This window comes from Rhizobium sophoriradicis (assembly GCF_025200795.1).
Lineage (GTDB): Bacteria > Pseudomonadota > Alphaproteobacteria > Rhizobiales > Rhizobiaceae > Rhizobium > Rhizobium sophoriradicis.
Genome location: NZ_CP104153.1, coordinates 595,903 through 618,339, shown reverse-complemented (window position 1 = coordinate 618,339; position 22,437 = coordinate 595,903). Strand labels below are relative to the sequence as shown.

Genomic DNA, 22,437 nt, shown 5'->3' with positions numbered 1-22,437 from the left:
GTCTTTCCGTTTATCGCATGCCGACCCGCCGGCCGCCGGCGAGCATGATGACGCTGATGATGATGAGGCCGGTCATGATGAGGCGGATGCCGGCGCCCAGCCCGTAAGTGTTGAGCATGGAAACAACCAGGAACATGAAGAGCGATGCGCCCCAGATGCCCGGCACGTTGGAATCGCCGCCGGCAACCGCCGTGCCGCCGATCACCACGACGGCGATAGAGGTCAGGAGATATTCGGAGCCCATGTTGAGGGCCGCGCCGCCGGAGAAGCAGGCAAGCAGGTAGCCCGCAATGGAAGCGAGCACGGCACAGAAGAGGTATGTGACGAAGCGCGTGCCGTCGACTGGTATTCCGGCCATGCGCGCGGCCGGCATGCTCTGGCCGATCGCTGAGATCCAGCGACCGTAGACCGTCTTCTCGAGCAGGAACCAGGCAATCAGCGAGATGAAGAGTGCGACGATCGCCACGTTCGGCACGCCGAGCGTGGTCGAAGTGGTAAATTCCGCGAGCATGCTCGGGGGCTTGATCCGCAATCCGCGGTTCGTCCAGATCGCTGCGGATTGCACGATGAAGCTCACGGATAGCGTAGCGATGATCGGTGGAATCCGGAGCGCCTTGATGAGCACATAGTTGCCGAGGCCGATGACAAGGCCGATGACGATGGCGACGAGGAGTCCCGACAGGATCATTCCGTTTTCGACATTCATCAGTTTCAGCGCCACCGTACCGGCAAGCGTCATGGTGGCGGGAACCGAGAGATCGATGTTGCCGGGACCAAGAGTGATGACGAACATCTGGCCGATGCCGACGATGACCGAGAAGGCCGCGAAGGTGAATGCTGCCTGCGACAGGCCGAGCGTGCTGGCGCCGAACGTCACCATGATGGTCAGGAACCAGACGACGAAGGCGGCAAGCCACGACCAGATCCAGGGCTTACCGAAGAGGCTGAAGAGCGAGGTCATCGGCGTTTCTCCCGCTTCTCCAAGCGGTTCAGCATCAAGCGCAACGCGAGCACGATGATCAGGATCGCGCCCTGCGCTCCGATCTGCCAGTCGGGCGAGATGCGCAGGAAGGATAGGAAAGAGCCGGCGAGCGTCAGTGTCAGCGCGCCGATGACGGCGCCGATCGGAGAAACGCGGCCGCCGATGAACTCGCCGCCGCCGAGGATGACGCCGGCAATCGACAGCAGCGTGTAGCGCAGCGCAATGTTGGCGTCGGCCGAGGTCGTGAGACCAACAAGGGCGATACCGGCAAGCACGGCGAAGAGACCCGCAAGCCCATAGGCTGCGGCGCGCGCTGCGACGATCGACCAGCCGGCGCGCTCCACCGAACGCTGATTGCCGCCGATGCCGCGGATCAGCACGCCGAGCGAGGAGCGCATGACGAGAAGATGGGCGACGGCGGCGATGACGATGCTGGCGACGATCGCCATGGGCGCCAGCGGCGGCTTGACGGTCATCAGCCAGCGCACCCAGTCCGGCGCCTGCCCGCCCGGAGCCGGCAGCAGCAGTACGGCAAGGCCGCCCCAGACGAAGCTCATGCCGAGGGTCACCACGATCGATGGCAGGTTGCGCAAATGGATTACCACGCCGAGCGCAGCATAGGCTGCGACCGCGCCGGAAAGGATCAGGATGCCGATAACGGGCGCATCACGCAGAAAAGTGGCACTGACGCAGGCGACGAAGCTGACAAAGGTGCCCATGGAAAGATCGAGATCATTGACCGCCATGACAAGCATCTGGGCGATCGTCGCAAGCGCGATCGGCACAGCCAGGTTGAACAGCAGGTTGAGCCCGACATAGCTCATGGCGCGCGGCTGCAGCCAGAATACGGAGGCGAGCAGCAGGGTCAGCGACAGGGCGGGGATGGCAAGACGCATCGCGTCCGCGGAGAACCGGAATGTCATGCGGCGACCCCCTCGAAGGAGGCGGCGATGATGTTCGCCTCGCTGACGGCGTCGCCAGCGAGTTCGGCGGTGATGCGGCCCTCGCGGAAGACATAGACGCGGTCGCAGAGGCGGACTTCGTCCATCTCGGTCGAATACCAGATGAAGGTGCGCCCGCGCGATGCTTCCTCGCGGATGATAGCATAGACCTCCTGCTTGGTCCCGACGTCGACGCCGCGCATAGGATCGTCCATCAGAACGACGGGCGCGTGTGTCGCAAGCGCGCGCGCAAACAGCACCTTCTGCTGGTTGCCGCCCGAAAGCGACAGGATAGGATTCGCCATATCGGGTGTGCGGATTTCGATCCGCCGCTTCCAGTCGTTGCCCTTCGTCTGTTCTTCGTCCGGGACGATGACACCCCGTCGCGACAAATCGCCGAGCGAGGCAATCGAGAAATTGCGCAGGATGCTCCACAGTTCGAAGACGCCATTGAGGCGGCGGTCGCCGGCAACGAAGGTGACGAGCGGATCGCGTTCGGGCAGCCAGTTGCCGGACTGAGCGGCATGCAGCGCGAGCAGCAGTTCGGTCTGCCCGTGGCCGGCAAGGCCTGCCAGTCCGATGATTTCACCTTTGCGGGCCGTGAAAGGCCGGCCAGCCGTCTGATGCGACAGAACGAGGGCAGCCTCGGACTGCGCGCGCGGGGGGCGGTCGCCGGTTTCTTCCTTTGCAACCGTGCCCATGGCCTTCACAAGCCCATGATGGTCAAACTCCCGCGCCGGACGTTCGGCAACAACGCGGCCATCCTTCATGACGATGATGCGGTCGGCGGTTTCGAGGATCTCGTGCAGGATATGCGAAATCAAGATGACCGAGCCGCCGGCCGCGACGAAGCGGCGGACATGGTCGAGCATCTGGCGGGCGAGGCTTGCGTCGAGCGACGAGGTCGGTTCGTCGAGGATCACCAGCCGCGGCGCTATGCCGGCATCGGAAAAAGCCATTGATATCTCGACCATCTGCCGTTCGGCGATCGAAAGATCCCCGACGACACGGCCGCTATCGATGCCATGGCCGGGAAAGACGGCATCGAGACTTCTCTCGATGATTTTTGCGGCACGCCTGCGCCAGCCGAAGCCACCGAGATGGCGATGCATGATGCGCGTGTTTTCGACGATGGAGAGGTTGGGGCAGAGGGACAGTTCCTGAAAGACGCAGCGCACGCCGCGCCCTCGCGCGGCATTGATGCCATAGCGCTCCAGCCGCTCGCCATCACTCGCCACGCTTCCCTCATGCGGCGTCAGGCCGCCATTGATAACGCTGACGATCGTCGATTTTCCTGCGCCGTTGTGACCGACCAGGCCGACGCATTCGCCAGGCATGACGCGGAGCGTGACGCCGTCGAGCGCCCTGACGGCGCCGAAGCTCACCTTGGCGTCTTCGACGGCGATCATCGCCTTCAAAACGTCATCCATGCTAGCCCGCCACACCTGATCGCAAGGAATGCCGCGCAGCCATTTGCGGCCGAGCGGCATTCGCCGGGAGATTACTTTGCCGACTCGATGACTTTGATCGCGTCTGCCTGCGTGTACTCGACGTTGGCGACACCGCCGGCCTGGGTATTGGCGAGGTTGGTTTCGAGGTTGTCCTGGTCAATCCGCAGGAAGGGTACCACGAGATCTTTCTTGACCTCTTTGCCGTCGAGGATCTGCTGGGCCACCCAGAAAGCAAGCGTGGAGACGCCGGGTGCGATGGATACGGACATGGTCTCGTAGCCTTTGGCGTCCTTCTGCTCCTTCCACCACTTCAATTCATCTTCGCGGTTGCCCATGATGATGATCGGCATCTTCCGGTCGGTCGCGGCAATCGCCTGCGCGGCGCCATAACCGTCACCACCCTGCGTCACCACGCCGACGATTTCGGGCAGGCTCGGCAGGATGCCCGCAACAGCTTTCTGCGCCACATCCTGCGCCCAATCGCCATGAACGGAGCCGACAATCTTGAACTGCGGGAACTGCTTGACGCCCTCGTGGATGCCGGCCGAGATCTCATCATCGACGAAGACGCCCGCAAGGCCACGGATCTCGAGAAGATTGCCGCCCTCCGGGAGTTTCTTCGACAGATACTCCACCTCGCTACGGCCCATTTCCTTGAAATTGACCGCGATGCGCCAGGCGCAGGGTTCGGTGACGATGCCATCGAAGGAAACGACGGTGATGCCGGCGTCGCAGGCTTCCTTGACCGCACCGTTCAGTGCCGTCGGCGAGGCGGCGTTCAGCACGATCGCGTCATAGCCCTGCAGGATCATGTTCTGGATCTGCGCCGCCTGTTCCGTCGCCTGGTTTTCGGCGGTGGTGAAGGGATCGGCCGCGGCAACGACGCCTGATTTCACGGCTTCGCCCGTCACCTTGCTCCAGCTCGTCAGCATCGCCTGACGCCACGAGTTGCCGGCATAGTTGTTGGAAAGGGCGATCTTCTTGCCCGAGGTATCGGCAAAGGCAGAAACGGGCATCGCGGCGCAAGCAATAGCGGCCGATGCCAGAAGCATCTTACGAATTGTCATGTCTTCCTCCCTCATGATCGCGCCGGTCGGCCGATCGCTTCACTCCCGTGGACCCAGGGCCCGAGTGAAAATTGTTCTTGCACTGAGCTTCCTCCTCTCAGTAAGGGCAGGATGGGGGAGATCGGCAGACCTGTACAGGGGCAAGGCGGCAAGTTGTTTGCGGGTTTTGCGCAACAAGCTGCGGGTTTACGCAAGACGGCGGCGTTTCCGCGGCGCTTACTGGGAGAGGATCATGGCAGGTTGAGGAGCCTGTCGTGACGGGGAGGAACTAACAATGCTGCAACCAGCACCCGCAGCCCTGTTCGACCATTATCTCGGAATTTCCCGGCTGCTCGCCGGCCAACTCGATTTTCGCTCAGCCATCCGCTCCGTGGCGGCCGAGGTCGCGCATATCATCCCGCACGACCATCTTGACGTCTGCGTGCTGCTAGAAGGCGGCAACTATCACACAGCCTATGAGACCGGGATCGAGACCGCCTGGGGCGAGATTGCCGGTGCGCCGGTGGTCAACAGTCCCATCCGTTCGCTGCTGCGCGGCGAGGTCGACTTTCTGCTCTCCGACGATGCCATGACGGATTCGCGCTTTCATTTCGAGGGCGCCTTCAAGCGGCCGATCGTCGAACAGTCTCTAAGAAGCCGCCTGCATGTCCCGATGAAGGTGCAGGGCACGATTATCGCAGCGCTTTCCTGTTCGTCTCACAACGCCGGCGTCTATACGATGGAGGATATCGAACGCGCCCGCATTATCGCCGATCTGCTGACGCCCTATTTCTTCGCGCTGCAGGCGGCCGAGCAGGCGCAACGCTCTGCGATCGTGGAGGCGGAGGCGCGCGCTCGCGAGGAGGGGCTGCGGCAGGGCGCCCTGAAACTGACGGAAGCGCTGGAGCAGGAGCGTCAGCGGATCGGCATGGACCTGCACGACCAGACGCTGGCCGACCTGACGCGGCTGGCGCGCCGGATCGACCGACTGTCGCGCAACGGCGAGGTGACGGCCGAGGCGCTGGAACCCGTTTCGCGATCCCTGCAGCATTGCATGCAGGATCTGCGGCAAATCATCGAGCAGGCAAAACCCTCCGTGCTGCAGCTCTTCGGCCTTGCCCAGGCAATCGAGCATCATCTCGACCGATCGACGCGCGATACCGGATCGGCGATCGAATGGGGCTTGGTTGATGAGACGAATGGCGCGCTGGAGCAACTGGAACCGACCGTCAGCGTCGCCTTGTTCCGGATCGCCCAGGAGGCGATCAACAATGCCGTGCGCCACGCCGCGCCCCTGGCAATCATGGTGAGGCTTGAGGCCGACAAGGAACAGTTGTCGATCGAAATTTCCGACGACGGGACCGGGCTCTCCAAAGTCCGGGGGCGGATCGGTGGCGGCATCGACAACATGAAGACCCGCGCGCGGCTGATCTCGGCGCGTTTCACGACGGGGCCCGGCCATAACAACCGCGGAACCGCGGTCCGCGTCGTGCTGCCGCTAGAACAGGATGATTTTAGGCCCGGTCGGCCTAAAATCTGAATCCTGTTCTAAATTAAAGAGTTAGAGCATGATGTCGTCCAAAAACCGCTCACACTTTTCGGCATCATGCTCTAGCGCCGAAAGGGCCGGCGGACGAACCAAACTGAGGAGCGAGGCGAAATGAAGGTTCTGATCGTCGAGGACGACCCGTTGCACCGGTCCTACCTGCACGAGGCGGTTAATGCCGCCCTGCCGGAATGCGATACGATCATCGAGGCGGAGAATGGGACCGCCGGCGAGAAGCTTGCCCGCGACCATAAGTCGGCGCATATCGTCATGGATCTGCAGATGGCCAATAGGAACGGCATAGAGGCGGCGCGCACAATCTGGAAGGAGCGGCCGGAGACACGCATCCTCTTCTGGTCGAACTATTCGGACGAGGCCTATGTGCGCGGCGTCTCGCGCATCGTGCCGGATGGCGCGGCCTATGGCTATGTGCTGAAATCAGCTTCCGACGAGCGGCTGAAGCTTGCCCTGCGATCGATCTTCATCGAGAGCCAATGCGTCATCGACCGCGAAGTGCGGGGCCTGCAGCAGAAGAGCCTCGGCCAGACAAACGGCTTCACCGATTCCGAATACGAGATCCTCGTCGATATCGCGCTCGGCCTGACGGACCGTGCTATCGCCAAACGCCGTGGCCTGTCGCTGCGCAGCGTGCAGAACCGGCTGCAGCAGCTCTATGACAAGCTCGACGTGTATCAGGCGGCCGGCGACGATCACGAAGACGGCCGCTTCAACCTGCGCGCCCGCGCCGTGACCGTTGCGTTGTTACGCAAGCTGCTGAATTACAGCGCATTGGAACGGGCCGAGGCGGAACTGCAAGAGTGGCTTGACGGAAAATAACCGGGGGCGGGGCCTCGGTTCGAAACACGGGCTCCCTTCGGGCAAACTCAGCGGCCGTTTTCTTTTTGCCAGGCCTGATATTTCTGCCGATGTTCCTCCTTGGTGCAGGGGTAGAGGCCGATGATAGTCTCGCCCGCCTTGACCTGCTCGAGGACGAAGTCCTCGTAGCTTTCCATATTCGCGCATTCATCCGCGAGTTCTTCAGCCAGATGGGCCGGGATGACCATGACGCCGTCGCGGTCGCCGACCAGGACGTCGCCCGGAAACACGGCGACATCACCGCAGGAAATCGGCACATTGATATCGAGCGCCTCGTGCAAAGTCAGATTGGTCGGCGCCGACGGCTTGGCGTAATAGGCCGGCATATCAAGCGCCCCGATCCCTTCGGCATCGCGAAAGCCGCCGTCGGAGACGACGCCCGCCGCGCCGCGGAGCGCCAGCCGGGTGATCAGGATGGAACCGGCCGTCGCAGCCCTTGCGTCCTTGCGCGCATCCATCACCAGCACCTGCCCTGGTGGGCAGGTCTCCATCGCGACTCTCTGCGGGTGATTTGGGTTCTGAAAGACCGTGATCGGATTGCGGTCCTCGCGAGCGGGAATATAGCGCAGCGTGAATGCCTGTCCCACCATCACCTCCGCCTTGGGAGCCACGGGCACGACACCCTGGATGAACTGGTTTCGAAGGCCGCGCTTGAAGAGGGCAGTGGCGATCGATGCCGTCGAGATCTTCTTGAACTTCGCCCGGGTCGCCTCGCTCAGCACATAATCGGTCATTCCCATTCCTCCCTCAATAAATATCCGGTTCGCCGGCGCTTTTGCCGAAACCCGTTTCAAGAAAATCGAAGTCACAGCCCTGGTCGGCCTGCGTCACATGGCGTGAGAACATCCAGCCGTAACCACGCTGGAAATGCGGCTCCGGCGCCTTCCACGCATCTCGGCGTCGAACGAGTTCGGCCTCGTCCACCAGCATGTCGAGCCGGCGGCTGGGCAGATCGAGGCGCACGATGTCACCGGTCTGCAGCAGCGCCAGCGGGCCGCCGATATAGCTCTCCGGCGACACATGCAGAATGCAGGCGCCGTAGGACGTGCCCGACATGCGGGCATCGGAAATGCGCAGCATGTCGCGATGACCTTGCTTGATCAACGCCTTCGGAATCGGCAGCATGCCCCATTCCGGAAAACCCGGACCGCCGAGCGGCCCGGCATTGCGCAGCACAAGGACGTGGTCGGGCGTGACGTCGAGATACTCGTCATCGATCGCCTTCTTCATCTCAGGATAGCTGTCGAAGACCAGCGCCGGCCCCTGATGCACATGAAATCTCGGATCGCAGGCCGCCGGCTTCATCACGGCGCCGTTCGGGCAGAGATTGCCGCGCAGGACGGCGAGCGATCCCTGGTGATAGACCGGGTTCGAAAGCGGCCGGATGACATCGTCGTTATAGACCTCCGCGCCCATCAGGTTTTCGCCCATGGTCTTTCCGGTGACGGTCAGGGCTGTCAGGTCGAGCCGGTCCTCGAGCTGTTTCATCAGCGCCCGCAGGCCGCCCGCATAAAAGAAATCCTCCATCAGATAGTCTTTCCCCGATGGGCGGACATTGGCGATCAACGGCGTCACCCGCCCAAGCAGGTCGAGATCATCGAGCGTCAGGTTGATGCCGGCGCGCCTGGCCATCGCGATTAGGTGGACGACGGCGTTGGTGGAACAGCCGGTGGCCATGGCGACTATCGCGGCATTGCGGCATGCCGCTTCCGTGACGATCCGGTCGGGCGTCAGATCCTCCCAGACCATCTCGACGGCGCGGCGCCCGCAAACTGCCGACATCCGCTGGTGATTGGCGTCGACGGCAGGAATGGACGATGCGCCCGGCAGCGTCAGGCCCATCGCATCGGCAATCGCCGTCATCGTGCTGGCAGTGCCCATCGTCATGCATGTGCCGGCCGATCGGGCGATGCCGCCTTGAACGCCGAGCCACTCGGCATCGGTGATGTTGCCGGCGCGGCGCTCGTCCCAATATTTCCAGGCGTCCGAGCCGGAGCCGAGGATTTTGCCCGCATAGTTGCCACGCAGCATCGGCCCGGCGGGCAGGTAGATCATCGGCACGCCGGCCGACAGCGCCCCCATGACGAGACCCGGCGTGGTCTTGTCGCAGCCGCCCATCAGCACGACGCCGTCGAGCGGATGCGAGCGGATCGTCTCCTCCGTCTCCATCGCCAGCATGTTGCGATAGAGCATGGAGGTGGGCTTCGTGAAGCTTTCGTCGACCGACAGCGACGGCATTTCGACGGGGAAGCCGCCGGCCTGCGAGACGCCGCGCTTCACGTCCTGCACACGCTCCTTAAAGTGGGAGTGGCATGTATTGAGCTCGGACCAGGTGTTGAGGATGCCGATGATCGGCCTGTCGCGAAAATCCTCTTCGGCATAGCCGAGCTGCATCATGCGCGAGCGGTGGCCGAAGCTGCGCAGATCATCAGGCGCGAACCACCGCGCGCTTCGCAGCATGTCCGGCGTTTTTCTGTGTGTCATGAGGATACCTTCTCGGGATGGGAAAACCGTATTCGCGGCTATTCCTTCATTCCCCATTTCTGGATGGTGTGGCGCTCGATCGTCTGGAAGACCAGGTTTTCGACGATCAGGCCGATGATGATCACGGTCAAGAGCCCGGCGAAGACTGCCGGAATATCGAGAAGGTTACGGTTCTCGAAGATGAACCAGCCAAGGCCTCCCTGGCCCGAGGACACGCCGAAGACGAGCTCGGCGGCAATCAGCGTGCGCCAGGCGAAGGCCCAGCCGATCTTCAGGCCGGTGAGGATGGAGGGGAAGGCGGCCGGCACAAGGATCCGCAGCACATAGGAAATGCCCGTCAGCCCATAGTTTGCACCGACCATGCGCAAGGTGCGCGAGACCCCGAGGAAGCCGGAGTGCGTATTCAGCGCCACTGCCCAGAGAACCGAATGCACCAGCACGAAGACGAGGCTGGAGGCGCCGAGGCCGAACCAGATCAGCGCCAGCGGCAGCAGCGATATGGCCGGCAGCGGGTTGAACATCGCCGTCATCGTCTCGAGAAAATCCGTACCGATGCGTGTGTTGATGGCAAGCACGGTCAGAAGTGCGGCGAGCACCGTGCCGAGCGCATATCCGGTGAATAGGATCTGCAGCGTCGTCCAGATGCGGGCCGGCAGCGTGCCGTCGGCGAAGCGGTCGATCAGCGTGATGATCGTGTCGCTGAGCGTTGGGAATAGAAGGGGATTGTCAAGATAGGAGGCGTAGAGCTGCCAGACGATCGCCAGCGTGACGATCAGCAATGTCTTGCGCAGTGCGCCGATGCCCCAGAGCGTTTCGAATGCACTGAGCCTCTGTTCGACCGGTTTGACGTTGTCGTAGGGCTTCGCGGCCTCGACATCGGGCGCAAGAATGATGTTTGCGGACAACATGGCTTTATTCCTTGTGGCCGGGTTCCGAGGAGAACAGCAGGTTATGGATGTCACGCTCGAGCGCTGCGGCGCTGCCGTCCTGGTGGCTGACCTTGTCGACATCCACCACTTCCGCCTTGACCCTGCCCGGATGCGGCGACAGGAGCAGGATCCGGTTCGAGATCTTGATTGCTTCGGCAATCGAATGGGTGACGAAGATGACGGTGAACTTGGTGTCCTCCCAAAGCTGGAGCAGCTCGTCCTGCATCTGCCGGCGGGTGAGCGCGTCGAGCGCTGCGAAAGGCTCGTCCATAAGGAGGATATCCGGCTGCATCGCCATGCCGCGGGCGATGGCGACGCGCTGCTTCATGCCGCCGGACAGGGTGTGGGGATAGCTGTCGACGGCGCGGGTCAGCTTTACCTTGTCGATATATTCGCGCGCCAATGCCTCGGCTTCGCCCTTCGGCAGCTTGCGGGCGACCAGCAGCGGAAACATGACGTTCTCCAGCACTGTCTTCCAGGGCATTAGCTGGTCGAACTCCTGGAAGACCATCATGCGGTCGGGCCCCGGACACTTCACCTGGCGCCCGTTGATATGGATGGAACCTGCCGATGGAGTCATGTAGCCGCCGACCGCTTTCAGAAGCGTTGACTTGCCGCAGCCGGACGGACCGAGCAGCACGAACCTGTCGGATTGGCTGACGGAGAAACTGACGCCCTCGGTGGCCGTGACCAGCAGGTTCGGGGTCTTGTAGCGCAGCGTGACGTTATCGACCTTGAGGAGGGGCTCTCTCTCGGCCGCCGGTGCGGTCTCGTTGCCCGTGCGGGCAATGGCCTGAAGCATTGGAATTACTCCTTGAAGAGGGGGGCGGCGGCTCTGAAGCGCCGCCGCCCTGGTGCCGTCAATTGCCGTTGAGGTAGGCGGAGTCGGGCAGGTAATAGTCGGTCCAGGCCTTCGGCATGGTCTTGAGCGTACCGATCTTGTGCAGGTGCTCGGCAAATTTCATCGTGCCCTGCGGGTCGGTGCGCCATTCATCCATGCCCGGCTCTTTCAGCATGGCGAGCAGATCATCGAGGCTGGTTTTGTCGCCCGACACTGTCTTGTAGGCTTCGAGGGCGGCCTTGGGATCCTTCTTGATGAAGGCGACCGCTTCTTCCGTCGCCTCGCGCAGCGCCTTGACGATCTTCGGGTTGGCGTCGGCGAATGTCGTGGTGGTGAAGAAGGTCGCCTGGGTCAGCGCACCGCCCAGGATCTCCTTGGAATCGGTGACCCTGTGCACACCCTGCTGCTTCAGCTCGATATATTGGAAAGGCGGCGCTGCGAAATGGTTCTTCACCTCGTGGTTCGGATTGGCAATTGCCGCAACCGCGTCCGGATGTCCGAGCTGAACGGTGTTCGGATCGAATGTCTTGACCTTGTCCTCACCTAACATCTTCGCCGCCGCCATCTGCAGCAGGATCGCCTGCGTGGACACGCCGACCGTCGGCACGGCGATCTTGTCGGACGGCGTAATGTCCTTCAGCGACTTGATGCGCGGATCATTGCTGACCATGATCACCGGCTGCGCGGAGCTGGTGATGATCCCCTTCACCTTTCCCCTGGTGCGATCCCAAAGCAGAAGCAGGTTGCCGGTGCCGGTATTGACGATGTCGACATTGCCGGCAAGCAAGGCATCGGTCTGAGCCCCGCCGCCGCTGAAGGTCCGCCATTCGACAGTCACATCGGCCACGCCATCGGCCGCCGCATGCTTTTCGATCAGCTTCTGGGTCTCCATGACATGGCTGGCGAGATAGAGAATGCCCGGCTGGCGGGTAATCGAAATAGCGGTCTTCTCCTGCGCCTGGCCGGCCGAGCAAAGGCCGAGTGTCAGCGCCGCGGCCACAAGACAATGTTTTAGAATTTGCATCTGGTCCTCCCAAAGGATGCGGGCCTCAGCCCTCTGCCGCCTTTCCCGAGGCGGATTTGGTCATTGAAGCACTAATGCATCAGTGCATCAAGCCAAAAAATGTGGTTTAGTCGATTTGACGACGCGGAAACAGGGCAGAGACATGAGCGGAATGGTTCGGGAAAGCCAGTTGGATCGGTCACGACAGGTGGCGCTGCAGATCCACGAGATATTGCGGGCAAGGATATTGACGGTGGAGCTTGCGCCGGGGACAGTCTTGTCGCGCGCCTCGCTGCAACTGGAATTCGGCGTGAGCCAGACGCCTGTGCGCGATGCCCTGATGCGGCTTCAGGAAGAAGGACTTGTCGAAGTCTATCCGCAATATGCGACTGTTGTCGCCAAGATCGACACCGACCATGCGCGGCAGGCGCAGTTTCTGCGACTATCGATCGAACTTGAGGCGGTGCGGCGGCTGACCGAGGAGTCGCCGGCCGAGACGGCGGCGGACCTGCGCGAGATTTTGACGCGGCAGAAGGCAGTTGGGTCCCCGGAGACCTATGACATCTTCGACGAAATCGACCGCGATTTTCACCGGAAGATCTACGAGAAAGCAGGCATATTGCAGCTTTGGTCCAATGTCAGGCGCCAGAGCGTGCATCTCGACCGGTTGCGGCGCCTCAACCTCCCGATGCCGGGCAAGATGCAGACGGTCCTCGCCGACCACGAAGCAATCGTCGACGCCATCGCGTCGGGTAAGCCCGAAGCAGCGACGGCGGCGCTCCGAAAACATCTGTCCGGCACGCTGTCGATCATCGATGTGATCCGGGCCCAATACCCGAATTATATTCGCGGCTGACGTTCGAACGATCAGCCTCGCTATCGCAAGCTTTCAAGAGGAAATGCTCCCGCATCTGCCGAAGACGGACCTGGCGGCATGAGGAACGAAGCCCGTCCTCCGGCTTTCGCTGACGTGGAAAGCATATCGATCATTGCTTCGCCACAGCAAAGAATCATTCCGAATGCCTTTCAAATACCTGCGCTAATGCAGAGGATGAGATTTCCAGTCGATCGGGTTCTATATTTACGTAGCCGCGGCGGGTTCCACAAACCGCTCCGCCATCGGCGAATATCTCGACGATTCCGCGGTCATGAAACAGACGAAGATCCCTCCCGCTGCCAAGCTCCGCCACGTATTGAATCGCGCCATCATCCTGGGCGAGCCGGATCGAAAGGATGCCGTCGGCGACGCCCACCTCGAAAGCAAGTTCGCCGCCCGCCGTCGCGACAAGTTTGCTGCCCTGCAGCGATCCGGAAAGCCGGATCTCGATCGGACCGCCGGGCAGTGCGTAACCGCCGCTCTGGTTCGGGGCGAGAGGGATGGCGACATAGCGCTCGTCGACCTCGTGCGCCGGCAGCATGCATATCTTCTTCTTGTCTTCACTGAGAGTTAGAACACGGGGCAAGGACATTTCGCCGGAATAGGCTGAACCCTCTGGCTTGCGGTATTCCCAGTTGAAAAGCCATGCAAAGGCAATTTGCCGCCCTTCGGCTTCAAAACTCTGCATCGCGTAATAGTCAGTGCCGAAATCCAGCAGTTGCAGCTCGGGCGTATCAGGCACGAAGCGATCGTCGATAAACTCGCCGATCAGGGCGTAGAGGAGATTGTGGCGCCGTGTCGTTGGTTCGATATGGCCCACAAAGCCCATCACAAAAACCCACTTGTCCTCCAGCCGAAAGAAGTCGGGACATTCCACGGCGCGGGCGCCTTCTTCGCGGAAATTGACGGGCGCGCGGTAAAGTGGCCCCAGATACTGCCATTCCAGTCCATCCTCGGAGCCATAAAGCAGCACCGCCGGATCGCCATATATCGATGCACCCAGGATCATCCGATAGGCATTGGCTGCGTCGTCCCACCAGACTTTAGGATCTCGGAAATCATGCTTCACGCCTTCCGGACGGATCTCCAGCACGGTCGCGATCCGCTCGGCGTTGATGAGGTTGCGGCCTGGTTCGGCGATCTTCTGGACTTCGCGGTAATCTGCGAAGAGATCGTAGGCGGGCAGGCGCTCCGTATAATAGAACTTTATCTTTCCGTCCCGATCCTTAAACGCGCTCCCCGAGAACGCACCACCGGTCGCACCGAGGCGGGCGAGATTCTGTTCCGGTCGCAAGAAGACCGGCATGTGAAGCCACGCACATAGGTCGTGGCTGGTCGCATGCCCCCAATGCATCGGGCCCCAATCCGTGCCGCCCGGATGGAACTGGTAAAACAGATGCCAGACATCGCCAACCTTGCACAACCCGTTGGGATCATTCATCCAGTTTTTGACTGGCGAGAAGTGCAGGCGTGGCCGTTGCGGGTCGGCTGTACACCAGCCGTCGATTTCGGGTCCGGTGCGCTCCACCAAGTGTTCACCGAATTCCAAAACAGTGATTCCGGTCTTTGAGACTGTCCGTGGATTGTAAGCATAGGCCCAGGTGAAGTCTGTTCTGCCTTCATCCCATTCGAACTCCACCTCACCCGCTTCACGATGATGGTAGCTGTAAAATTCCGAAAACTCCGAGAAGCGTTTCACCCCCCACAAGAGCTGGTCCCCCTGCAGAATGCGAAATTGGAATTCGTCTGAGCTCGGTTCCTTCGATGTCGCCCAGAATTCAACGCGCGTCCCAAGCGCCAATCGCATTTTCTGCCTTCGCATGCTGTTCCTCCACAAAGTGAATGGTCACCGCCCCGGCGCACGGTCGCTATCTGGCCGCGACCGCGGCCAGTGACTGAGGTGGCATTTCAGTTTTCTCTTTTCGCTTGGTGTCCGATCAAGGATGAGGAACGGTCGCGCTCAAGGTCCGAGGCCGACGATCTGAGCACGGGAGCCGCTATGGCTATCCTATGGCTGGAGTGGCCCGAAACGCGTTCATTGTCCTATCCAACTGAACCTGTTCGTCACTGCCTGAATCGAGCACTGTGTTCCGTACGGAGCCCTCTTGGACCTTCACCGCCGTGACTTCGAGCGTCTCTAAATTGCTCGTTGAAAGCAAGGCGCCCACTTGTGTTGAAAAGCAGGCACTTTCGGGTGCATCGCTGCTTTGCGACTTTTCGGTCGTGGCCACGATGTGATTATTGGCGATGTAATTTCCGCTCCCGGAAACCAGGTTGATAATCACAGGCTTTGCGGCGATCGGCTTGATATACTGAGTATCAATCGTTTCCGAGATGTGGTTTGCGATGACCGAGTTGTTGCTCCCGTCGATTCGTAGAAGTCCGAACAGATCATCCAGCCCGTTGTCGTACTTCTGCATGGGCGCCCATGGTTCGCGATCTCGCAAAAGGTGATTGGAGGAGACCAAATTCTCGCAGCAGTTATCGGCAAGAACCAACATTCCGGGATAAAAGGAGTGGAATCTATTTGCGGTAACCGAGGAACGGACGACGCCGGAAAAATAGATGCTGCTGGCTCCCCTGGGGAATACATTGTTTGAGGATATCAGAATACCCCCATAGTTTTCGGCGAAGATGGAATGGCCCCTGTAGCCGGCTCCAACGAAATTATTCGCTATTCTTGACGCCTGCCCCATACCTTTCAATTCGATACAGTTGCCGCACTCGGCAATGAAATTGTTATCTATCGCGAGCGCATCTGCATCATGAACAGTAACTCCATGCTCCAGATAGATAAGACCCATCCCGGTTATTCGGAATGAGTCGTTGGCGCTGCCGACATAGATTCCGGTTTTGCCGTTCTTGTATGTATTTTCTGCGTCATCTCGCCCCGAACCATCGTCAATGAAGTGCAAGCCGTCGATGCAGAAGTCAGCAAACTCCACCGAACTTATGCGAGGATTTCCGGTGCGCTTAACATAAAACGCGGCTCCTGCGGCCTCACCGTCGGCGGCCACTGGAGATGTGTCGACGAGGACCCGACTTCCGCCCGGCCACACTTCATGCCAGAGTCTCAGCTCGTTTGCGGGTACGTTGAAACGAATGCTCGAAGACGTAAAACCATGGCCGGAGCCCACGATCTTCAGATAGCTCACGTCGATAACGACTTGAGTGACAAGCCGGTAATCGCCTGGCGGTATATAGATAACCGCTCCGGGTTTTCCGCCGTCATTCAGATCGGATACCGGTTGCCGTCTTTTGATATCGGCAATGATGCTGTTGATGACCGCTCCAATATCCTCATAGGGGTTCCCTGCGGGATATTTCGTGACATCGAAGCAGTTTTCGCTAGCCATTGTTAATGTCTCCTCGGACATTTCTTACTCCACAGCGAGAGTAGACTGATGGTTGCTCGCAAGACGCCTGGGAAAATGCGTTCAAGCAGCTCTCTGTTTTTGATCACCAGATGCTGGTGCGGGTGTCAGGCCTAAAGAAGTGAAGTTCTTCCGCATCGATAGCGATGCGCGCAACGTCACCGGCGCGGACTGTGCTCTTCGGAGAAAAACGGGCGACAGCAGTTTTATCGTTGCCGATGTCGGCAATGGCGTCCGGGTCGCCGGCATCCACCCAAGGCGCGTCGATATTCAGGTGCACCATGGATTCAGAACCCAGCGCCTCGACTAGAGTGACCGGGGCCGCGATCTCGGCCGAAGAAGGCCGGATTGCAGCGTCGTTCATGTGCTCGGGCCGGATACCGACAATGACCCGACGGTTGGATGCAGCGTTGAGCGAGGGGCGATATTCGAAAACCCGGTCAGGGATTTCGAAACTGTTGTTGCCCAGGGTCAGCGTCCTGCCATTCAAAACGGCCTCGTACAAGTTCATCGAGGGTGATCCGATGAAGGCGGCGACAAAGACGTTGTCAGGGCGATTGTAGAGGTTTTGCGGTGTGTCGACTTGCTGCAGCACGCCGCCTTTCATGACGGCGACGCGGTCACCCATCGTCATCGCCTCGACCTGGTCGTGGGTCACATAAATGGTGGTGACATTCAGTTTTCTTTGCAGGCTGGCGATCTCGGCCCGCATCTGCACGCGCAGCTTGGCATCGAGGTTCGACAATGGTTCATCCATCAGGAAGGCTGCCGGCTTGCGGACGATCGCCCGCCCCATCGCGACGCGCTGGCGCTGCCCACCAGAGAGAAGCGCCGGTTTCCGGTCGAGCAATGCCGTCAGCTCGAGAACGCGCGCGGCCTCGTTCACCCGGCTGTCGATCTCGGCCTTGGGCAGTCTGGCCATCAGCAAGGGAAAGGCGACGTTTTCGCGCACCGTCTTATGCGGATAGAGCGCGTAGGATTGGAAGACCATGGCAATGTCACGGTCCTTGGGATCGACATTGTTTACGACCCGGTCACCGATCTTAAGTTCACCGCTGGAAATGTTCTCCAGGCCTGCAATCATTCTGAGCGCTGTCGACTTCCCACAACCCGACGGACCGACAAACACCATGAACTCGCCGTCCCTGATGTCGAAGCTGAGATCATGCAGAGCGTGAAAGCTGTTTCCGTAGATCTTGTTGATATTGCGCAGTTTTATACCGGCCATGCTGGTCTCCTCATCCCTTCACAGCGCCGAACGTCAGCCCGCCGACGATCTGCTTTTGAAGTGCGAGCGTTACGATGATGACGGGCAGTGAATAGAGCACCGCGGCGGCCGTCATCGCGCCCCAGGCAAGTCCATAGACGGAATTGTATTCGGCAATGACAATCGGGGCCGTCTTGGTCGATTCAGACGTCAGCAGCAGTGCGTAGAGGAACTCGTTCCAGCTGGTGATGAACGTAAAGAGCGCGGTCACCGCGATCCCGCCGGTCATGATCGGAAGGATGATCTTGCGAAAGGCCTGGAACCTTGTGCAGCCATCCATGCGCGCGGCTTCTTCTAGTTCCCTGGGCACGCCTTCGAAAAATGCGGACATCAGCAACAGCGCCAGTGGCACAGCGGCCGAAGTATGCGCGAGAACCAGCCCTGGAATGGTGTCGAGCAGACCCATGGACTTCAAAAGCTGAAATAGCGGCACGCCCAGCGAGACCGACGGCACCATGCGCGTGACCAGGGCAAAGAGCAGGAAAAGTGTCGTGATCCGGCGACGATACTGGGTGGCAACGTAGGCGGCCGGCACCGCCACCAGCAGCGAAAGCGCGGTCGTTAGTACCGCCACCGTGAGGGAGTTGGCGAACGCCCTCGGAAGTGTCGACGATTGCAAGACTTCCCGAAAATTCTCGAACGATATGGCGGCGGGAAAGAAGCTCGGCGGGATCTGCTGGACATCGGCCGCCGGCTTGATCGAGGTCATCAGCAAATAGATGTAAGGCAGCGCGTAGGACAGCACGAGCACCAAGGCTGCGGCGTTGATCAGGACTCCGCTGACATTGGGGCGAGACGCTCTATGCATGGGCCGGCCTCCAGATCTTCCAATAGGCAATGCCGGCCAGAACCATCATGACGAGGAGGAACAGCGTACCGGATGCGGAGGCCTCGCCGAGATCACCAAACCGAACCATGCGCTGATAGATGTTCATCGAAAACACTTCCGAGGCATGGCGGGGACCGCCCTGCGTCTGGATCCAGATCAGATCGAACGTCTTGGCGGCATCCACGCCCCGCACGATGACCACGACGGCAATGACCGGCCGCATCAGCGGCAGGGTGACATGCCAGAACCGCTTGAGCGCGTTCGCTCCGTCGATCCGCGCCGCCTCGAGCAGATCCTTGGGGATGTTCGTCAACCCTGCATAGGACACGAGTGCGACAAAGGAGGTCGTCAGCCATATGTCGGCGAAGGATACGGAATAGATGACGATATCCTCGCTGGAGAGCCAAGCAATCTCGTTGGGGTCGCTGATCAACCCCAGGCGAACCAGCCCGTAGTTCAGGATGCCGATATTGCCGACCAGCAGGAACCGCCACAGTAGGCCGGCGACGATCGGCGGCACCATCAGCGGCAGAGCAAAGATCGTGCGGTGCCAACGCGACTGGCCCACCATGGCCGAGAACAACAATGCGGCGCAGAAGCCGAAGGTGAACTCGAAGAAGAGTGCGAAGACCGAATACCGAAGCGTCCGCAGAGCGCTTTCGGCGACGCGCTTCGAGGTCAAGGCATCGACATAGTTCTGCAGCCCAACCCATTCGCGGATGTGAGGCGTGATCGTTTCGACCTTGAAGAAGGAATCGAAGATCAGCAGCCCCACGGGGTAGGCGACCAACAAGCCGAGGATCGCAACCGCGGGCGCGAGCATGCAGAGCACAAATCGGTTTTCATCCGACATGTTCGTCTCCGAAAGCTGATGGCGCGGGACGTGAAATGAACCTCCCGCGATGTTGAGGAAAAGTCGGACTAGTTGAGGATATCCTCGATCGTTTCCTTGGCTTCCGTCAGCACGTCTCCGACGTCCGCCTTGCATGTCAGCGCCTGCTGCACGGCCGGCAAGACAGCCTCGTCGACGATTTCCTGATATTTTTCGTTCATCGGCCGGCCTTGTGTTGCCGGCGCGCCCAACGTTTCAAGCAGCGGCTTGAAATGCTCATAGCCGGGCTTGCCGGCGTAGCTGTTATAGGCCGAGTTTGTCGCGGCAAGGCCGAGCTTGGCTTCGATGCCCAATCCGTTGTTGGCGATTGCGAAAGCGATGAACTTTTTCGCCGCATCCTTATGCTGGGATGCCGAAGGAATGACATTGTACCACGGACCCGGAATAGCGGCGATGCCTGCATCACCGGCCAACATCGGAGCGACGCCGACTTTGCCGCTGACCTTGGAATCCTCAGGCGTCATCTTGTAGGCGTGCGCCCAGAATTTCATCATCGCTGTCTTGCCCTGATAGAACAGATTTTGGGCCTCGCCCCAGCCGATTTCGTTGACGTTATCAGGAACCGAATGATCGGTGCAGTGCGGCGCTATATAGAACTCGAGGGCCTTCTTGTGCGCCTCGTTGTCGATGATGACATTGCCAGCCTTGTCAAGGATCACACCGGGCGAGCCCGCCTGCAGCACATGCGCCATCCATTCTTCCGAGAAGGTGCCGATGGTGTCGGTGCCCCAGAAGTCGACCTTGCCGTCGCCGTCAGTGTCGCGCGTGAAATATTTCGCCATGTCACGCCATTGCTGCCAGGTCTTGGGCGGCGCAAGGGGATACCCAAACTTTGCCTGGAACGCTTCCTTTTCCTCAGGCTTATCGAAGAGGTCCTTGCGATAGAAGACGATCTCGGCATTCGCCCACGCGGGCATTCCGATCATTTTGTCGCCAACCTTTGCGTTGGCAAGCAAAGCCGGCGGCAAATCCTTGCGCACTGCGTCGGTGAAGAGGGGAGAAAGATCCTCGACGTGGCTCGCGAACTTTGCGTTCCAGACGACGTCGATGGCCACGATATCGAATGCCGACGAGCCGGAGGCGATCTCGGCAGAGAACTTGTCGAACACGCCCTGATAGGGAACGATGGTGAATTTGACCTCAATGCCGGTTTCTTTGGTGAATTTCTCGGCCGCGGCCTTCTGCAGCATCTCGCCGCCGCCTTCGACAAGGATGTTGATGGTTTCGGCCTTCGCTGCGGCCGCCATGAAGATGAGCGCAAGCGCGCTGGCACCAAGCAATTTCTTCATTGATTCCTCCCTTGCTCGCCCGGGCGCTGACGTCAGCACCCTTGCATTCCTGGAACATAGTCTCGGTATGACGACGTTGTCAACACGCGATGTCGACGTTGTCATAAAAATATGTCGACGTTGTCAGCCATCTGGTTTAGAACGGTTGCCTACAAGGAGATGGCGGGACATGGTCAGCATTATCAGTGTCGCGAAGGCGGCCGGGGTTTCGAATAAGACAGTCTCCCGAGTCATTAACGGCGAGCCTTACGTGACGGAGGAAACACGGGAGCGTGTGGAAAAGGCTATTCGGGATCTCGGCTACATCCCGAACATGGCCGCGCGCCTCATAAGGTCGAGCCGCTCCAACGCTTTCGGCATCATCACAGATTATGTGTCTACCACGCCCTATTCGGTCGACATTGTGCGGGGAATACAGGATTGGGCAAATGCGAATGGTAAGACCATTCTCATGGCCAATACAGGTGCCTCGTCTAAGAGAGAGGCTGAAATCTGGAAAATGTTCCAGTCCCACCGGATTGACGGGGTTCTTTATGTGACAATGTATCGTCGCACCGTGGATCCTGAGGCAGGCGACGTGCGAATTCCGACGGTCATGATCAACTGCAGGCCTCAAACGCAGGAACTGTTGCCGTCGATCGAGCCGGATGACTACCAAGGCGCGCAAGATCTTACCCGCTATCTGCTTGACCGGGGTCATCGAAAGATCGGCTACATCCGGCTCAATCCCATCTTGCTGGGTGCGCAGCTGCGCCTCGATGCCTTCCGGAAAACCGCTGCAGACTTTGGCCTTGCTGAGACCGACCTGAGTGTCCGTCTGGGCATGGAAGGACCGGTTGGAGCGGAGAAGAATTACGTTTTTGCCGTCGCCACAGAAATGCTGCAACAAAAGGATCGGCCGACCGCAATCATGAGCGGCAACGACGAAATGACGATCCAGATCTACATAGCAGCAATGGCATTGGGTCTGCGCATCCCCGAGGACGTCAGTATTGTCGGCTTTGACGATTTCCGGACTGTTTCCCTGGCGCTGAAGCCGGAACTGACCACTGCGGCCTTGCCATATTACGATTTAGGTCTGGAAGGGGCGGAATTGTTGAATAGCGTGGTCGCGGGAAACAAGGCTCGTCCGAGCAGTCGCGTTGTGCCTTGCAAGCTCGTAGAGCGAACGTCGGTACAATCCGTTAGTTTGATCCCAAGCGGCAGGAACGCTTAGATCAGCGATCAATTCGGGCGTTTTTCCAGCGCGTAAGTGGCAAGGCAAAGCGATGAGAATTCGGCAGCATATGGCACGTCTTCAGGCAGATAGAAACTGAACCACCAGGCTGCTTGGCGAGAATGTTCCAAAACGTGCATTACGCAGATTCGCTTGGGGTTAGATTCTCCACGAATAAGTTGGAAGGTCCGGATCTCTGCAAAGGAAATGTCACGTAGCCTCCATCCCGGCAGGCCGTCCAGGCGGAATCTGAGTGGCTGGTCCGGATTGCAAGATCAGATCAGGGCACGCTTGGGATTTAGCTTTGAGACGATGATTAACGCCTCACTCGGTAGCGTTAAGCTTTGCCAGCCCAGCCTTATGGCATTCGATCACCGCTGGATCGTTCATAAAATCCTTCCGTGAGCCAGTCGCACGTAGCCGTCTTCTCGCTATTGGTCTTCACACCAGGCTTCGGCAGCTGGTCCTGGCATATCCTAGATATCGTCGAGCATCGCCGAGCCGCTTGTTCTCGACGATGGTCGCATGCGCCACCCGCTGGTCTTTGTCGAACACTTTGTAGGGCAGGGAGCGTCCCTTCCATCGCGCATCGAG

At 59.9% G+C, this 22,437-nt stretch carries 19 protein-coding genes; 4 read left to right on the top strand and 15 right to left on the bottom strand.

Annotated features, from left to right (window positions below):
- Window positions 1–10: 10 nt before the first annotated feature.
- The 4 genes from N2597_RS24850 to N2597_RS24835 form a co-directional block, all read right to left on the bottom strand.
- On the bottom strand, window positions 11–961 hold the full coding sequence (locus tag N2597_RS24850) for an ABC transporter permease (RefSeq protein ID WP_183595970.1): 951 nt from the start codon (window positions 959–961) through the stop codon (window positions 11–13).
- A complete protein-coding gene (locus tag N2597_RS24845; protein WP_040113001.1) occupies window positions 958–1,905 on the bottom strand; it encodes an ABC transporter permease in 948 nt (315 codons plus the stop codon). Before N2597_RS24845 ends, N2597_RS24850 begins: the two co-directional genes overlap by 4 nt.
- Window positions 1,902–3,353 (bottom strand): sugar ABC transporter ATP-binding protein, encoded by a 1,452-nt coding sequence (locus tag N2597_RS24840; RefSeq protein WP_183595968.1) that lies wholly within the window; start codon window positions 3,351–3,353, stop codon window positions 1,902–1,904. The genes N2597_RS24845 and N2597_RS24840 overlap by 4 nt, the downstream gene beginning before the upstream one ends.
- 71 nt (window positions 3,354–3,424) lie before the next feature.
- Window positions 3,425–4,441, bottom strand: a complete 1,017-nt coding sequence (locus N2597_RS24835) for an ABC transporter substrate-binding protein (protein WP_040113000.1) — start codon at window positions 4,439–4,441, stop codon at window positions 3,425–3,427.
- A 274-nt stretch (window positions 4,442–4,715) separates the two neighbouring features.
- Here N2597_RS24835 and N2597_RS24830 point away from each other — a divergent pair, with 274 nt between their 5' ends.
- Both N2597_RS24830 and N2597_RS24825 read left to right on the top strand, forming a co-directional pair.
- Complete coding sequence (locus N2597_RS24830; RefSeq protein ID WP_096763829.1) at window positions 4,716–5,960, top strand: GAF domain-containing sensor histidine kinase; 1,245 nt, start codon at window positions 4,716–4,718, stop codon at window positions 5,958–5,960.
- Between the two features lie 120 nt (window positions 5,961–6,080).
- Window positions 6,081–6,803 (top strand): response regulator transcription factor, encoded by a 723-nt coding sequence (locus N2597_RS24825; RefSeq protein ID WP_040112998.1) that lies wholly within the window; start codon window positions 6,081–6,083, stop codon window positions 6,801–6,803.
- A 47-nt stretch (window positions 6,804–6,850) separates the two neighbouring features.
- Here the strand turns inward: N2597_RS24825 and N2597_RS24820 are convergent, their stop codons facing one another.
- The 5 genes from N2597_RS24820 to N2597_RS24800 are packed head-to-tail and all read right to left on the bottom strand — an operon-like array spanning window position 6,851 to window position 12,120.
- On the bottom strand, window positions 6,851–7,576 hold the full coding sequence (locus N2597_RS24820; RefSeq protein ID WP_040143052.1) for a ribonuclease activity regulator RraA: 726 nt from the start codon (window positions 7,574–7,576) through the stop codon (window positions 6,851–6,853).
- A gap of 13 nt (window positions 7,577–7,589) precedes the next feature.
- Window positions 7,590–9,326 (bottom strand): L-arabinonate dehydratase, encoded by a 1,737-nt coding sequence (araD, locus tag N2597_RS24815; protein ID WP_183595966.1) that lies wholly within the window; start codon window positions 9,324–9,326, stop codon window positions 7,590–7,592.
- Window positions 9,327–9,364: 38 nt separating this feature from the next.
- Window positions 9,365–10,234: an ABC transporter permease gene (locus N2597_RS24810; protein ID WP_040112995.1), complete on the bottom strand. Its 870-nt coding sequence runs from the start codon at window positions 10,232–10,234 to the stop codon at window positions 9,365–9,367.
- 4 nt (window positions 10,235–10,238) lie between these two features.
- Entirely contained in the window at window positions 10,239–11,057 is an 819-nt protein-coding gene (locus N2597_RS24805) for an ABC transporter ATP-binding protein (protein WP_051649998.1), read from the bottom strand.
- A gap of 58 nt (window positions 11,058–11,115) precedes the next feature.
- The gene (locus N2597_RS24800; protein ID WP_040112994.1) at window positions 11,116–12,120 is read right to left on the bottom strand and encodes an ABC transporter substrate-binding protein; all 1,005 of its coding nucleotides are present in this window, start codon (window positions 12,118–12,120) and stop codon (window positions 11,116–11,118) included.
- A gap of 142 nt (window positions 12,121–12,262) precedes the next feature.
- On the opposite strand from N2597_RS24800, the gene N2597_RS24795 reads away from it, so the two are divergent.
- Window positions 12,263–12,955: a GntR family transcriptional regulator gene (locus tag N2597_RS24795; RefSeq protein WP_040143050.1), complete on the top strand. Its 693-nt coding sequence runs from the start codon at window positions 12,263–12,265 to the stop codon at window positions 12,953–12,955.
- A 154-nt stretch (window positions 12,956–13,109) separates the two neighbouring features.
- Here the strand turns inward: N2597_RS24795 and N2597_RS24790 are convergent, their stop codons facing one another.
- The 6 genes from N2597_RS24790 to N2597_RS24765 form a co-directional block, all read right to left on the bottom strand.
- Window positions 13,110–14,798 carry a glycoside hydrolase family protein gene (locus tag N2597_RS24790; RefSeq protein ID WP_040143047.1) on the bottom strand — a complete coding sequence of 563 codons (1,689 nt, stop codon included), beginning with the start codon at window positions 14,796–14,798 and terminating at the stop codon, window positions 13,110–13,112.
- A gap of 181 nt (window positions 14,799–14,979) precedes the next feature.
- On the bottom strand, window positions 14,980–16,332 hold the full coding sequence (locus tag N2597_RS24785) for a NosD domain-containing protein (RefSeq protein WP_183595964.1): 1,353 nt from the start codon (window positions 16,330–16,332) through the stop codon (window positions 14,980–14,982).
- A gap of 103 nt (window positions 16,333–16,435) precedes the next feature.
- Window positions 16,436–17,578, bottom strand: a complete 1,143-nt coding sequence (locus N2597_RS24780) for an ABC transporter ATP-binding protein (protein ID WP_077994229.1) — start codon at window positions 17,576–17,578, stop codon at window positions 16,436–16,438.
- Window positions 17,579–17,588: 10 nt separating this feature from the next.
- Complete coding sequence (locus N2597_RS24775) at window positions 17,589–18,425, bottom strand: carbohydrate ABC transporter permease (protein WP_010053991.1); 837 nt, start codon at window positions 18,423–18,425, stop codon at window positions 17,589–17,591.
- Window positions 18,418–19,299, bottom strand: coding sequence for a carbohydrate ABC transporter permease (locus N2597_RS24770; RefSeq protein ID WP_040112989.1), 882 nt, complete (start codon window positions 19,297–19,299; stop codon window positions 18,418–18,420). Before N2597_RS24770 ends, N2597_RS24775 begins: the two co-directional genes overlap by 8 nt.
- A gap of 68 nt (window positions 19,300–19,367) precedes the next feature.
- Window positions 19,368–20,627, bottom strand: coding sequence for an ABC transporter substrate-binding protein (locus N2597_RS24765; RefSeq protein ID WP_183595962.1), 1,260 nt, complete (start codon window positions 20,625–20,627; stop codon window positions 19,368–19,370).
- A gap of 169 nt (window positions 20,628–20,796) precedes the next feature.
- Here N2597_RS24765 and N2597_RS24760 point away from each other — a divergent pair, with 169 nt between their 5' ends.
- A complete protein-coding gene (locus tag N2597_RS24760) occupies window positions 20,797–21,843 on the top strand; it encodes a LacI family DNA-binding transcriptional regulator (protein WP_183595960.1) in 1,047 nt (348 codons plus the stop codon).
- Window positions 21,844–22,437 lie beyond the last annotated feature (594 nt).

Coding starts and splice junctions, on each gene's coding strand:
- N2597_RS24850 (WP_183595970.1), bottom strand. CDS start 961: ATGACCTCGCTCTTCAGCCTCTTCGGTAAGCCCTGGATCTGGTCGTGG.
- N2597_RS24845 (WP_040113001.1), bottom strand. CDS start 1,905: ATGACATTCCGGTTCTCCGCGGACGCGATGCGTCTTGCCATCCCCGCC.
- N2597_RS24840 (WP_183595968.1), bottom strand. CDS start 3,353: ATGGATGACGTTTTGAAGGCGATGATCGCCGTCGAAGACGCCAAGGTG.
- N2597_RS24835 (WP_040113000.1), bottom strand. CDS start 4,441: ATGACAATTCGTAAGATGCTTCTGGCATCGGCCGCTATTGCTTGCGCC.
- N2597_RS24830 (WP_096763829.1), top strand. CDS start 4,716: ATGCTGCAACCAGCACCCGCAGCCCTGTTCGACCATTATCTCGGAATT.
- N2597_RS24825 (WP_040112998.1), top strand. CDS start 6,081: ATGAAGGTTCTGATCGTCGAGGACGACCCGTTGCACCGGTCCTACCTG.
- N2597_RS24820 (WP_040143052.1), bottom strand. CDS start 7,576: ATGACCGATTATGTGCTGAGCGAGGCGACCCGGGCGAAGTTCAAGAAG.
- araD (WP_183595966.1), bottom strand. CDS start 9,326: ATGACACACAGAAAAACGCCGGACATGCTGCGAAGCGCGCGGTGGTTC.
- N2597_RS24810 (WP_040112995.1), bottom strand. CDS start 10,234: ATGTTGTCCGCAAACATCATTCTTGCGCCCGATGTCGAGGCCGCGAAG.
- N2597_RS24805 (WP_051649998.1), bottom strand. CDS start 11,057: ATGCTTCAGGCCATTGCCCGCACGGGCAACGAGACCGCACCGGCGGCC.
- N2597_RS24800 (WP_040112994.1), bottom strand. CDS start 12,120: ATGCAAATTCTAAAACATTGTCTTGTGGCCGCGGCGCTGACACTCGGC.
- N2597_RS24795 (WP_040143050.1), top strand. CDS start 12,263: ATGAGCGGAATGGTTCGGGAAAGCCAGTTGGATCGGTCACGACAGGTG.
- N2597_RS24790 (WP_040143047.1), bottom strand. CDS start 14,798: ATGCGAAGGCAGAAAATGCGATTGGCGCTTGGGACGCGCGTTGAATTC.
- N2597_RS24785 (WP_183595964.1), bottom strand. CDS start 16,332: ATGGCTAGCGAAAACTGCTTCGATGTCACGAAATATCCCGCAGGGAAC.
- N2597_RS24780 (WP_077994229.1), bottom strand. CDS start 17,578: ATGGCCGGTATAAAACTGCGCAATATCAACAAGATCTACGGAAACAGC.
- N2597_RS24775 (WP_010053991.1), bottom strand. CDS start 18,425: ATGCATAGAGCGTCTCGCCCCAATGTCAGCGGAGTCCTGATCAACGCC.
- N2597_RS24770 (WP_040112989.1), bottom strand. CDS start 19,299: ATGTCGGATGAAAACCGATTTGTGCTCTGCATGCTCGCGCCCGCGGTT.
- N2597_RS24765 (WP_183595962.1), bottom strand. CDS start 20,627: ATGAAGAAATTGCTTGGTGCCAGCGCGCTTGCGCTCATCTTCATGGCG.
- N2597_RS24760 (WP_183595960.1), top strand. CDS start 20,797: ATGGTCAGCATTATCAGTGTCGCGAAGGCGGCCGGGGTTTCGAATAAG.